Here is a 13,000-nt window from a genome sequence, read left to right on the forward strand (position 1 = left end):
TTCCCCATCTAGGACGATAATGACCGATACGCTTCTTCTCGCAAGCATCCTGATCCCTTGCTTAATCGTCGCCATTGTTTTTCATGAGGTCGCCCATGGCTGGACCGCGCTGATGCTGGGCGATCCCACCGCGCAGGAGCAGCGGCGATTGAGCCTCAACCCCCTGCGGCATGTGGACCCTATCGGCACACTGTTGGTGCCGGGTGGGCTGGCACTGGCGGGATTGCCGGTGTTCGGCTGGGCCAAGCCAGTGCCGGTAAACAAGTGGCGACTCAAAAATCCGCGCTTCGGGATGATGGCAGTTGCGGCGGCGGGGCCAGGGACCAATTTTGTCCTGGCGCTGATGGGCGCGGTAGGGCTGGGCCTGTTCGCCGCATCGGTCGATCCCTTTTCGCCAAGCGATCCCGGCGTGATCCCCACCGCCTTTGCCTATTTCATCTCGATCAACCTGTTCCTCGCGCTGTTCAACCTGCTCCCGATCCCGCCGTTCGATGGCAGCCACGTAATCGAAGGCCTGCTGCCGCGAAGTGCCGCGCGCGCCTATGACAAGCTGCGGCCGCTGGGCTTTCCGCTGCTGTTCGTGCTGCTGGTGATCCTGCCCTATCTGTTCCCCGGACTCGGCATTGTCGAGAAGGTGGTCCTGCCGCCGGTGCAGTGGGCGATGGAGCAGTATCTGGCGCTGGCCGGGTGGATCGCCGGTGCCTGAGCCTTTCCCGCCCCAATATCCACCTCCACGCCCAGGACCCCACGGCTGGCTGATCCTCGACAAACCGCGCGGGCTTGGCTCGACCCAGGGAGTGGGTGCGGTCAAGCGGGTGTTGCGTGAGGCTGGGTTCGGCAAGGTCAAGGTCGGCCACGGCGGCACGCTCGATCCGCTGGCCGAAGGCGTCCTGCCGATTGCGCTGGGGGAGGCGACCAAGCTGGCCGGGCGGATGCTCGATTCCGACAAGGTCTACGAATTCACGATCCAGTTCGGCGAAGAGACCGCCACGCTCGATACCGAAGGTGAGGTCGTCGCCCGGTCGGACCGCCGCCCGCCACTGGCTGCCATTGCGGCGATCTGTGCACATTTTTCCGGCGAGATCGAACAGATTCCACCCAAGTATTCGGCGCTTAAAGTGGACGGCAAGCGCGCCTACGATCTGGCGCGGGCGGGGCAGGAGGTCGAGCTGGAGACCCGGCGGGTCACCATCCACTCACTCGAATTCCTCGGCCCCGACCTGTCGGCGCTGGGCGTTTCCGCTTTCGATACGGTGCTCGGGCGCCCCGATCCCTACGATCCGCAGGCGCCGCTCGAACTGGCGGACAGCGTCACCCTGGTCGCCCACGTCTCCAAAGGCACCTATATCCGCAGCCTTGCCCGCGACATTGCCTATGCCCTTGGAACCGTGGGCCATGTTACTTATCTACGGCGCACCAAGGCTGGTCCGTTCACTGAAGCACAGGCGATTTCGCTGGACATGCTGAACGAAATCGGTAAGGGCGCGCCACTTCAAGACCACCTCCTGCCGCTGGAGGCGGGGCTGGACGGTATCCCGGCTCTCGCACTCGATCAGACAAGCGCGCAGGCGGCCCGACAGGGCCGGGTCGTTTCTGATCTGCCCCATTCCGACGGGCTTTACCTTGCCAAGCTGGACGATGTTCCGGTGGCGCTGGTGGAAGTGGCCGCGGGCACGATGACAATCGTGCGGGGTTTCAATTGCTGAGGATACTGCGAAAGGTTTGATTACAATGACGATTACCGCAGAACGCAAGCAGGAAGTTATTGCCGACAACGCCCAGACCAAGGGCGACACCGGTTCCCCCGAAGTGCAGGTCGCGATCCTGACCGAACGGATCCGCAATCTTACCGATCACTTCAAGGAAAACCACAAGGATAACCATTCCCGCCGTGGCCTGCTGAAGATGGTCAACAAGCGCCGCAGCCTGCTGGCCTACCTGAAGAAGGAAGACCTGGCGCGGTATAACGCGCTGATCCAGAAGCTGGGTCTGCGCAAGTAAGAGTTTCTCGAAGGGGCGGCCCACTCGGTCGCCCCTTCGTACATCGGCATGTCGCAATGGCGTGCCAACACCCGGCATCCTTCGCATTTCGGTGAAGGGGCCCTGGGGCCAGCAAGGCCCTGCACCGGACCGGGACGGACTCCCCGGAAAAGCAGGCCCCGCGCAGCAATATGGCTCGCGGGTCAGAAGGAAAATCAATGTTCGACACGAAAACTGTATCGCTGGAGTGGGGCGGCAAGACCCTCACTCTGGAAACCGGCCGTATTGCCCGTCAGGCTGACGGCGCCGTTCTGGCCACCTATGGCGAAACCGTGGTGCTCTGCGCCGTGACCGCCGCCAAGTCTGTGAAGGAAGGGCAGGATTTCTTCCCGCTCACCGTTCACTATCAGGAAAAGTTCTCCTCCGCCGGCCGTATCCCCGGCGGTTTCTTCAAGCGTGAACGCGGCGCGACCGAAAAGGAAACGCTCACCAGCCGCCTGATCGATCGCCCGGTCCGTCCGCTGTTTCCCGAAGGTTTCTATAACGAAATCAACGTGATCTGCCAGGTTCTCAGCTACGACGGTGAGACCGAGCCGGATGTGGTGGCGATGATCGCTGCTTCGGCCGCGCTGACGATTTCGGGCGTGCCCTTCATGGGCCCGATCGGTGCCTGCCGCGTGGGTTATGAAGACGGCGAATACACGCTCAATCCGGCACAGGCTACTGCCGCCAATGGCGCGCTCGACCTGATTGTTGCCGCCACCGGCAATGCCGTAATGATGGTCGAATCCGAAGCCAAGGAGCTTTCGGAAGAAGTCATGCTCGGCGCGGTGCTGTTCGCCCATGACGAGATCAAGAAGGTCGTCGGCGCGATCGTGGAACTGGCCGAACAGGCTGCCAAGGCTCCGTGGACGATCGCTACCAGCGATAACTCCGCCATGAAGGCCGAGATCAAGGGACTGATCGGCGAAGACGTGGCCAAGGCCTACGCCACCACCGACAAGTCGGCTCGCCGCGAAGCTCTGGATGTAGCCCGTGACAAGGTGAAGGCGCACTATTCCGATCAGGACGGCCAGACCGTCATGACCGCGATCAAGCTGACCAAGAAAGTCGAAGCCGACGTTGTGCGTGGCGCCATCCTCAAGGACGGCACCCGCATCGACGGACGCAAGACCGATCAGGTTCGCCCGATCGAGGCAATCGTCGGCTTCCTGCCGCGTGCGCACGGTTCCTCGCTGTTCACGCGTGGTGAAACGCAGGCTATCTGCACCACTACGCTGGGCACCAAGGATGCCGAGCAGATGATCGACGGGCTGGAAGGCCTGACCTATTCGAACTTCATGCTGCACTACAACTTCCCCCCATATTCGGTGGGTGAAGTGGGCCGTTTCGGCGCTCCCTCGCGCCGCGATATCGGTCACGGCAAGCTGGCATGGCGCGCGCTGCGTGCGGTGCTGCCGACCAAGGAAGATTTCCCCTATACCATCCGTGTCCTGTCCGACATCACCGAGTCGAACGGCTCGAGCTCGATGGCGACGGTCTGCGGTGGCTGCCTGTCGATGATGGACGCCGGCGTGCCGGTGACCCGTCCGGTTTCGGGCATTGCCATGGGGCTGATCCTCGAAGGTGACGATTTCACCGTGCTGTCCGACATCCTGGGTGACGAAGATCACCTTGGTGACATGGACTTCAAGGTAGCCGGGACGTCCGAAGGCATCACCACGATGCAGATGGACATCAAGGTGGCCGGGATTACCCGCGAAATCTTCGAAGCGGCGCTCAATCAGGCCAAGGCCGGTCGCGCGCACATCCTGGGCGAAATGACCAAGGCGCTGGGCTCTGCCCGCACCGAGCTTTCCGCCCATGCCCCGCGCATCGAGACCATGCAGATCGACAAGGCAAAGATCCGCGACGTGATCGGCACCGGCGGCAAGGTGATCCGCGAAATCGTGGCCGAAACCGGCGCGAAGGTGGACATCGATGACGAAGGACTGATCAAGATCAGCTCTTCCGACATCAGCCAGATCGAAGCTGCCCGCAAGTGGATCAGTGGGATCGTGGAAGAAGCCGAAGTCGGCAAGATCTACGACGGCAAGGTCGTCAACATCGTCGATTTCGGCGCTTTCGTGAACTTCATGGGCGGCAAGGACGGTCTCGTCCACGTGTCCGAAATGAAGAACGAGCGGGTCGAGAAGCCGACCGATGTCGTCTCCGAAGGCATGGAAGTGAAGGTCAAGGTGCTCGAGATCGACCAGCGCGGCAAGGTCCGCCTGTCGATGCGCGTCGTCGATCAGGAAACCGGTGCCGAGCTGGAAGACACCCGCCCAGCGCGTGAACCGCGCGAAGGTGGTGATCGTGGCCCGCGTAGCGGCGGCGGTGACCGCGGTGACCGTCGCGGCCCGCGCAGCGGTGGCGGCGGTGGTGGTGGCCGTGACCGTGGCCCGCGTGGCGGCGGTGATCGTGATCGCGGCCCGCGTCGTGAGCGTGAAGGCGGCGGCGACCAGGGCGGCAGTGCCGACCACATGCCCGCGTTCCTGAAGGACGACTGAGCCCTTCGGCAATGTAATCAGGAAGGGCCGCGAGCAATCGCGGCCCTTTCCATTTGAAGGACCTTAAGATGCTGCCCCGCCACGAAATCGCCACTGCCCAAATCCCCGGCGGAGATACCCTGACGCTCGTCAGCCACGGGCGCGACTTCATCATCATGCTTGGCCGCGACGAGCTGATGGGCACGCGGATGCAGTTCAGCGAGGAGCAGTTGGCGCAGCTGACGCTCGAACGGCTGCAGGTGCCCGCGCCGCGCGTGCTGATCGGCGGCTATGGCATGGGCTTCACCTTCCGCGCCGCGCTCGCTGCCCTGCCGCCGGAGGGCCGGGTGGTGGTGGCCGAAGTGGTGCCGGAAATCCTCGACTGGGCAAAAGGGCCGCTGGCGGAGCTGACCGGCGACAGCCTGAATGATCCACGCGGCGAAGTCGTGATCGCCGATGTGGCTGCGCTGGTGGACGATGCGGTTGACGGCACCACCCCGTTCTTCGACGCGATCCTGATGGATGTTGACAACGGCCCCGACGGGATCGTGCGCGAGGGCAACGAACGGCTCTACACCCGCACCGGCATTGCCCGGATGCGCGAGGCGCTGACCGTCGGCGGGGTGCTGGCGATCTGGTCCGCTGCGCCCGATCACAAGTTCACCGGCAGGCTGAAGGATGCCGGGCTCGAAGTGGACGTGCAGCGCGTCCGCGCCCGGCCCAACAACAAGGGCCCGCAGCACACGATCTGGTTCGCCCGCCGCGTTCGTTGACTTTGCCCTCTTCCCTCTTGCGCGCCGGATGATAGGAGTTCGGACAAACGCAACACGGGAGAGGGACAATGAACAACGAAGCGATCGATTTCGCCAAGGTCGAAGCCATGGCAGGCACGGTGGTCGGCCATGTCGCCGGCGCGGTCAGCCTGATGATGGCCTATCTCGGCGACCAGGCTGGCGTGTTTGCGGCGATGGACGGCGAAGGGCCGATGGCGCTGGAGCAGCTTGCTGCCAAGACCGGGCTGGAGCCGAAGTACCTGCGCGAATGGCTCGGTTCGGTGTCGGCGGCAGGTTACGTCACATTCAATCCGGCGGCGGAAACCTTCGAACTCACCGCCGAACAGGCGCTGGTGTTTTCGCGCGAAGGCCAGCCCGCCTGCATGCAGGGCTTCATTCAATCAATTGTGGCGCAGTATGAGATGCACGAAAAGGCCGTGCAGGTGTTCAAATCGGGCGAAGGGCGCCCGTGGTCCGAGCATTCGCAATGCATGTTCTGCGGCGTCGATCGCTTCTTCCGCCCCGGCTATGCGGCCAACCTGATCCCGTCCTGGCTGCCCGCGCTGGACGGCGTGACCGACCGGCTGGCAGCAGGCGCGAAGGTGGCGGACATCGGCTGCGGTTATGGCACTTCCACCATCCTGATGGCGAAGGAATATCCGGCCTCCACCTTCGTCGGCTACGATTTCCACGAACCCTCGATCGCCAAGGCCCGCGAGCGGGCGGCGGAGGAGGGGCTGGGCAATGTCAGCTTCGAAGTGGCGCGGGCGCAGGACTATCCGGGCGGCGATTTCGATTTCGCCTGCATTTTCGATGCCTTGCACGACATGGGCGATCCGGTGGGCGCGGCGCGGCATATCCGGGAATCGCTGAAACCAGACGGGGTGTTCATGGTGGTCGAGCCGAACGCGGGGGACTCGATGGCCGAGAACATGCACCCGATGGGGCAGATTTTCTACGGCTTCTCCTGCATGGCCTGCGTCCCTGCGTCGCTGGCGCAGGAAGTCGGACTGGGGCTAGGCGCGCAGGCGGGGCAGGCGCGGCTGACGCAGGTACTGAACGAGGCCGGGTTCACCCAAGTGCGCCGTGCCACCGAGACACCCTCCAACATGGTGCTGGAGGTCCGGGCCTAGCCTTGCTTCAGCCTTAGTGGTCCCATGAAGTCCAGTTTGCCAACCTTCAGCCCGCGCGAGCGCAGGATGCCGTAGGCCGTGCTGGCGTGAAAATAGAAGTTGGGCTGGCTGAAGCTGAGCAGGAAATCCTCGCTGGCGAACGGCAGGTCGATGTCACGGGGCGGGAAGACGAAATGTGTTTCGCCGCCGATGAAGCTGTCCACCTCGCCTTTCGACAGCCCCCGCAGTGTATTTTCCGCCGCGCCGAGATTCAGCCGCATCGCTTCGAGCGAGCGCGCAGGGTCGCTCATGTCTGGCGTAAACTGGCCTTTGCGCACGCCCTCGATCGCGCCGACGGAATGCACCACCATGCTTTTGACCTGATAGGCGAAGGGGAACATGTCTTCGATCAATTTGGCATCCGCCAGTTCCTCTTCTGCGGTGCCACAACCCTTGCACTTCTCGATCCAGCCTTGTCCGGCGACCAGAATCTGGATCATCGAAGGAACGACTGCTTCGTATAGCGAAAAGGACATGGCGATTTTCTCCAACAGGTGACGCGCGCACAGGCTGGCAGTGCATCGAGCTGGGATCAAGCGCCAGGCTTCTGCTTTGTTCGTGGACATTCGTGCGCCCGCTGGCATGGTACGCCGCAAAGGGAGCGGGTTCGCATGGCCACCAATTTCAGCGCCGGATCTGGCGCGCGGATGACATTTACCGCTGCGCTCGATGCGCAGAAGACCAAACCACTGCAATGGATGATCGTCTTCACCTGCATGCTGGTCCTGGTGGCGGAAGGGATGGACCTGCAATTGCTGGGGGTGCTCGCGCCCAAGGTGATAGACGCCTTCGGGATCACCCGTTCGACCTTCGGGATCGCCAACAGCGCGGCGCTGATCGGGTTCGGCCTCGGCGCGTTCCTGGGCGGGTTGATGGGGGACCGGATCGGTCGGCGCTGGACGCTGGTGATTTCGTCGATCCTGTTTTCGCTCGCCACCGTGGGCGCATCGTTCGCCACCGACGTGTGGCAGCTCGGATTCTGGCGACTGGTCAGCGGGCTGGGCTTCGGCGCGGCCTATTCAAATGCGCTGTCGATGGCGAACGAATGGTTGCCGGTGCGCTGGCGCCCGGTGGCGGTGAGTACACTGGCTGTCGGGACTCCGCTCGGAGGATCGATCGTCGCCTGGTTCGCGCCCGATCTCGAAGCCCGGTACGGCTGGGACGGAACCTTCCTGATCGTCGGTGCGGCTACGATTACTGTGGTGATTGCAGTGCTGCTCGTACTGCGGGACAGCCCGTCCTTTCTGATGGCGCGCGGGAAACAGGAGCAGGCACAGAAGAATGCTCGGCTGGTGCTCGACTACGAGGTCGACCTTGAAGTCGAACGCGACGCGCAGGAGACCGCGGGCGGACCGGTGATCGGTCTCACGCACCGCAGCATCTGGCGGCTCAACATCGGCATCTCGCTGGCCTTTGCCGCTGCCACCATGGTTGCCTATGGTATTCTCAGCTGGGGGACCACTTTCCTTACCTCCGCCAATTTCACCTTCGAGGAAGCCAGCTTTGCGATCTGGCTAGCGGGAATCAGTTCGATGGTGGGCTCCGTAATAGTGGGCCTGGTGGTGCGCCAGTTTGGTTCCAAGGTGGTCATGGCAACGTTGAGCGTGGTGATGGCGCTGTGGATGTTTTCCATCGGCTGGACCATCGAAGGCCTGCCGCCGGTGCTCGACGCAGGACAGAAGACTTTCGTGATCTGGCTGGTAGGGCTGTCGGGGGCCGCGTTCAGCGCCTCCATCGCCGCCATGTATGTGATGATGGCTTTCGGTTATCCGCAGGCCTGCCGCGCGGCGGGGATGGGGCTGGGCATCCTGATGAGCCGCTTCGGGGCGATCTCGGCCACCGGTTTTGGCGGAGCATTGCTCGATTTCGGTGGTGACAGTACTTGGCCCTTCTTCGGCGTGCTGGTTGGAGTGTCGCTGCTGGTTTCGGCGGCTGCCTTTGTGGTTGATAGGCACGTGCCGCCTTTGAAGGGATGATTCGCTTTCCAGCCACCGCAATTTAGTAAGATTATTTCAAGACTTGGGTGTCGCGTTTGCCGGATGTTGTGAGCTGTGGCATTATGCAGCTTCGCAGCCCGTCGCAACACCGGGGATAGCCGTTCAACAAGGGTCGCATCGACACCAATGTGGGTGGATTGCCGATGCCGATGGACGACAACGCCATGACAGCAGCGCTCGGCACGATCCGGGATGCGGAAGACGTTGTGCAATTGCGCAGCGCGGTAACGGATGCCCTTTCACTGATCGGGATTGAGGGTGCCTATTTCATCGCCCCGCTCACCCGCGATGTGCGGGTGAAGCGCTTGCTGACGAATATCGGCCTGCCGGACGGCTGGGAAAGACTCTATCGGGAGAAGTATTTTCTCGATGACCCGCTGCCCTCGCTATCTTTCGACCACGGCAATGCCTTTTGCTGGCCTGCCGATATCGAACTGGGCAACCTGACGAAGCCGCAATTGCGCTATCTCGATTTCGCCGCAGATTATGGCTTGGCACGCGGGATCGGGGTGGCCTGCTACGGCCCGCACGGGCGCGCGGGGTTTCTTGGCGCCGGATGGCCGCCGGCTGAGGCCCCCAGCGATGCCGTGCTGTTGGCGGTGCACCAGATCGGGCAGGTGTCGTTCCAGAATTATTGCCAGATCATGCGCGACGATCTCACCATGCCGGTGCTGTCCAACCGTGAACTGGAAGTGCTCGGCTGGATGTGCCGGGGGAAAACCAATCCTGAAATGGCGGTAACACTGGGCGTCTCGCGCTCGACAATCGACGCCTATATCCGCCGTATCTTCTCCAAACTCGACGTCACAGACCGCACGGCGGCCTGTGTGCGCGCCTATTCACTGGGATATATTGTCAGCGAAGAAGTGGAGAATTTGACCGAACGCGCTCGAGAACGCGATGAGCCGGGGCCGTGATGCGACGATTCGTTCCGACAAATGTAAAATGCCGTAAACCACCGGAAGATAAAGCGATTACGTGACACGACATATGTAACATCGCTCCTTATAGGCCCGGCCGGTGGCGCAGGCGAGCCTTCGGGTCGCACCGTGTGGATCGCTCGCGTCCTGGCGCCCCGGAACCCACATCCGGGGCGCCAAACTCCTTACCGGACCCGCAAATTCGATAGCCGTTGATGGTGTGCGGTAGGGTGTCGAACGCCATTCCGGTTTTGATCTCTCGGGTGGGCGTTTTGCTTTCCGGGCGCACACACGAATAAGGCCCGCCTCCCTCTGGTGAAGCGGGCCTTTCGCGTTTCGAGATGCGATCAGCGGACTCGCGGGCCGCCGAACGGCAGCGGCGGCGGGGGCCGGCGTGCACCGCGCGGCAGCTGCGCCTGATAGGCCCGGCCGCAATGCGCCACGCAGTAGGGGAAGCCGGGGTTCACCTTGTCACCGCAGAAGTGGAAATCGGCTTCGCCCGGATGCCCCATCGGCCAGCGGCACACCCGATCCGAAAGATCCAGCAAGCTGGTCTTGTCGGCAATCTCCGGACTCGGTTTGGCAGGCACCAGGCGCCGCGGTGGCGCGGGCGGGATCGGCGGCTGCTGGTCGCCGGGGCCCTGACGCAGGAAGCCACCGGGCCCGTAGGAAACGATCTTGGGGAAGTTCTCCTGCCGACCGGGGATCGGCTGGCTGTTGGAATCGGAAGCCGTTGCAGGGGTGGGGGCTTCAATCGATGCTTCGCGCTCGACTTCCGGCTCTGCCCGCGGCGTGTCCGCTATCGGGGCGGACTTCCGCGCAATAGGCCTCGGCGCTACGGGAGCCGCCTCCACCTTCTTCTTCAGCACGGGCTTTTTTGCTTCCTTCGCCTTCACCGGGCTCGGCCGGGCCTTCAGCCCCAGCCGATGTGCCTTGCCGATCACCGCATTTCGGGACACCCCGCCCAGCTCGTCGGCAATCTGGCTGGCGGTCGCCCCGCCTTCCCACATCTTGGTCAGCGTGGCGATGCGTTCTTCGGTCCAACTCATGCAGTCAATTCCAGTCCTGTATCGCAAACCCTAGTGCAACAGGGCCTGCCGTATTTCTTGCCAGTCCGTTCCGCTCAAGATAGGCGACCTCCCATGTCGGAACAAGCAGCAGAACCCGCCGGAGCAGCCGTGGCCAGCTCCGCTGAATTCCCCGTCACCGGCAGTAATGCCGGGCGCAAGTTCCCGCCAAAGGGAGTGCCGCAGATCACCGGGATCAACCGGATCGGGCTGTGGAGCCTCTATATTAAGGAGATCCGCCGGTTTCTCAAGGTGCAGACGCAAACCGTCTGGGCACCGGCGATCACCACGCTGCTGTTTCTGGTGATATTTACGGTCGCCCTAGGCCGGGAAGGGCGGGAAGTGCTTGGCGTGCCCTTCGGCACCTTCGTCGCGCCGGGCCTCATCATGATGGCGATGATGCAGAACGCCTTTGCCAATTCCAGTTTCAGCCTGCTGGCGGGCAAGATGCAGGGGACGATCATCGACCTGCTGATGCCGCCGCTGTCCGAAGCCGAGCTGATGCTGGCGATTGTCGCCGCAGCGATTACCCGCGCCGTGCTGGTGGGCGGAGCGGTGGCGATTGCGATGGCGCTATATCCCGGTGTCGAATTGAAGGCCGCGCATCCGTGGGCGATTGTCTGGTTCGGATTGATGGGAGCAGCCATGCTGGCGATCATCGGTTTCCTTGCCAGTATCTGGGCGGAAAAGTTCGACCATAACGCCGCGATCACCAATTTCATCGTGGCCCCGCTCAGCCTGCTGTCGGGCACTTTCTATGTAATTTCCAACCTGTCGCCGTTTTTCCAGGCGATCAGCCGCGCAAACCCATTCTTCTACATGATTTCCGGCTTCCGCTTCGGCTTTCTGGGAGAAAGCGATATCGGCAACACCAATGAAGCGGTGATGGGTGCGGCACTAGGTGTAGGCGTGCTCAACCTGCTTCTGGGCTGGCTGACCTATCGAGTGCTGAAAAGCGGCTGGAAGATAAAAAGCTAGTTTTTATTAATGGGTTAGTGAGCGGCGCAGACGATATTTGCCGCCGCGAAAATCGTCGAACAGCTGGCGCACCTGCGGATGGTCGATAGGTTCCTCGGCCGTATCACGCAGCAGATTTTGCTGGCTGACATAGGCGACGTAGGAGCTTTCCTCGTTCTCGGCCAGCAGGTGATAGAACGGCTGGTCCCGCCGCGGACGCTTGTCTTCGGGGATCGCCTCATACCATTCTTCGGAATTGGCATAGACCGGATCGATATCGAAGATAACGCCGCGAAAATCGTGCGTACGGTGCTTCACCACATCACCGATGGCGAAACGGGCGCGGGATCGAAGCGGAGCCTCATGCAGGCGTCCGGCTTGTGAAGGAGAGGGTTCCGGGCGGCTCATCACTCTCAATATAGGTGCGCTCGCAGGTGCAGCAAGTCTGGTTATGCCCCAATCACCCGATTTCGAGGCGAGCGGGGCAAACAGGGACTTGGCAAGCCGAGACCCATCGGCTAACCGCCACCGCTTCAAGACGACCTGCGGGCCAGCAGCCCGCCACCCTTATTGCGGAGAGGTGGCAGAGTGGTCGAACGCGCCGCACTCGAAATGCGGTTTACGGGCAACCGTAACGTGGGTTCGAATCCCACCCTCTCCGCCAGTCTTCCAGAAAAGCCAATAAATCCGGTAGGATGATGATTTTCTGATGCTTTTTATGCTGCCTAAGGTACAAAAGGCAGGTACAAATGGCCCTCAGGATGGCAAAGGGCTTTGTCAGAGTAACGTGGCTCCTCGCGCCGCGCCCTGCTAGCCAGCACTGATGCAGCGCAAATCTCGAGCCCTACCGCCAAGCCCATTTCGCTGTTTCATTTCCTCCCCCGAGGTAATCCGTCTCGTGGTGCTGATGTATGTCCGATTTCCACTGAGCCTGCGAAATGTGGAAGACCTGCTCTTCGAACGCGGGATCGACATTTGCCATGAGACAGTCCGGCTATGGTGGAACCGCTTCGGCCCGCTGTTTGCGGCTGATGTTCGGCGCCAGCGTGTCAGCCGGATGAAGGGCTCCCGACAGTGGAAGTGGCACCTCGACGAGGTGTACGTGAAGATCAATGGCGAGATGCATTACCTGTGGCGCGCGGTCGACCAGGAAGGCGGGGTCCTCGAAAGCTACGTTACAAAAACGGGTGACAGGAAGGCATCGCTACGGTTCATGCAGAAAGCACTGAAGCGCCACGGCTCGCCGGTCGAGATCACCACTGATGGCCTTCGCTCCTACAAGGCGGCGATGTCAGAGCTCGGAAACACGGCAAAACAGGAGGTGGGACGCTGGGCCAACAACCGGGTGGAGAATAGCCACCTGCCGTTCCGACGACGAGAGCGGGCGATGCTGCGATTTCGGCAGATGAAGTCGTCGCAGAAGTTCGCCTTGGTCCGCGCCAACGTCCATAATCACTTCAACCTCGAACGCCACCTGATCGACAGAGAGAGCTACAAGCCCGCCGCTCGGCCGCCCTGGCCGAGTGGCAGACCCTCGCCGCATAAACCGCGCCGGGGTAGAGGAGGGCTTCGCCAATCGGAGACGAGTTGCGGTTAGACTGGTAGC

At 62.2% G+C, this 13,000-nt stretch carries 12 protein-coding genes, 1 tRNA gene and 1 pseudogene; 11 read left to right on the plus strand and 3 right to left on the minus strand.

The window, feature by feature from the left end:
* Window positions 1–19 precede the first annotated feature (19 nt).
* The 6 genes from JY451_10030 to JY451_10055 all read left to right on the plus strand — a co-directional run bounded on the left by JY451_10030 (window position 20) and on the right by JY451_10055 (window position 6,414).
* A complete protein-coding gene (locus JY451_10030; GenBank protein QZH74092.1) occupies window positions 20–706 on the plus strand; it encodes a site-2 protease family protein in 687 nt (228 codons plus the stop codon).
* A complete protein-coding gene (gene truB / locus JY451_10035; protein ID QZH74093.1) occupies window positions 699–1,706 on the plus strand; it encodes a tRNA pseudouridine(55) synthase TruB in 1,008 nt (335 codons plus the stop codon). The genes JY451_10030 and truB overlap by 8 nt, the downstream gene beginning before the upstream one ends.
* Before the next feature lie 25 nt (window positions 1,707–1,731).
* Entirely contained in the window at window positions 1,732–2,001 is a 270-nt protein-coding gene (rpsO, locus tag JY451_10040) for a 30S ribosomal protein S15 (protein QZH74094.1), read from the plus strand.
* A gap of 197 nt (window positions 2,002–2,198) precedes the next feature.
* Complete coding sequence (gene pnp, locus JY451_10045) at window positions 2,199–4,529, plus strand: polyribonucleotide nucleotidyltransferase (GenBank protein QZH74095.1); 2,331 nt, start codon at window positions 2,199–2,201, stop codon at window positions 4,527–4,529.
* 68 nt (window positions 4,530–4,597) lie between these two features.
* Window positions 4,598–5,281: a spermidine synthase gene (locus tag JY451_10050; GenBank protein ID QZH74096.1), complete on the plus strand. Its 684-nt coding sequence runs from the start codon at window positions 4,598–4,600 to the stop codon at window positions 5,279–5,281.
* Between the two features lie 68 nt (window positions 5,282–5,349).
* On the plus strand, window positions 5,350–6,414 hold the full coding sequence (locus tag JY451_10055) for a methyltransferase domain-containing protein (GenBank protein ID QZH74097.1): 1,065 nt from the start codon (window positions 5,350–5,352) through the stop codon (window positions 6,412–6,414).
* Here the strand turns inward: JY451_10055 and JY451_10060 are convergent.
* Complete coding sequence (locus JY451_10060) at window positions 6,411–6,929, minus strand: DUF1993 domain-containing protein (protein ID QZH76675.1); 519 nt, start codon at window positions 6,927–6,929, stop codon at window positions 6,411–6,413. The genes JY451_10055 and JY451_10060 overlap by 4 nt on opposite strands.
* A 135-nt stretch (window positions 6,930–7,064) precedes the next feature.
* Here JY451_10060 and JY451_10065 point away from each other — a divergent pair, with 135 nt between their 5' ends.
* Window positions 7,065–8,429 (plus strand): MFS transporter, encoded by a 1,365-nt coding sequence (locus JY451_10065; protein QZH74098.1) that lies wholly within the window; start codon window positions 7,065–7,067, stop codon window positions 8,427–8,429.
* Window positions 8,430–8,599: 170 nt separating this feature from the next.
* Window positions 8,600–9,367 carry an autoinducer binding domain-containing protein gene (locus JY451_10070; protein ID QZH74099.1) on the plus strand — a complete coding sequence of 256 codons (768 nt, stop codon included), beginning with the start codon at window positions 8,600–8,602 and terminating at the stop codon, window positions 9,365–9,367.
* A gap of 350 nt (window positions 9,368–9,717) precedes the next feature.
* Here the strand turns inward: JY451_10070 and JY451_10075 are convergent, their stop codons facing one another.
* Window positions 9,718–10,419, minus strand: a complete 702-nt coding sequence (locus tag JY451_10075; protein ID QZH74100.1) for a GcrA cell cycle regulator — start codon at window positions 10,417–10,419, stop codon at window positions 9,718–9,720.
* A gap of 93 nt (window positions 10,420–10,512) precedes the next feature.
* Between JY451_10075 and JY451_10080 the strand changes: the two genes are divergently transcribed.
* Complete coding sequence (locus JY451_10080; GenBank protein QZH74101.1) at window positions 10,513–11,415, plus strand: ABC transporter permease; 903 nt, start codon at window positions 10,513–10,515, stop codon at window positions 11,413–11,415.
* Window positions 11,416–11,421: 6 nt separating this feature from the next.
* On the opposite strand, the gene hspQ is transcribed toward JY451_10080, so the two are convergent.
* On the minus strand, window positions 11,422–11,802 hold the full coding sequence (gene hspQ / locus JY451_10085) for a heat shock protein HspQ (GenBank protein ID QZH74102.1): 381 nt from the start codon (window positions 11,800–11,802) through the stop codon (window positions 11,422–11,424).
* 166 nt (window positions 11,803–11,968) lie between these two features.
* On the opposite strand from hspQ, the gene JY451_10090 reads away from it, so the two are divergent.
* Window positions 11,969–12,058, plus strand: a tRNA-Ser gene (locus JY451_10090).
* 159 nt (window positions 12,059–12,217) lie between these two features.
* A pseudogene (locus JY451_10095) lies at window positions 12,218–12,939 on the plus strand (IS6 family transposase).
* The last annotated feature ends 61 nt before the right edge of the window (window positions 12,940–13,000 follow it).

The organism is Erythrobacter sp. (assembly GCA_019739335.1).
Taxonomy (GTDB): domain Bacteria; phylum Pseudomonadota; class Alphaproteobacteria; order Sphingomonadales; family Sphingomonadaceae; genus Alteraurantiacibacter.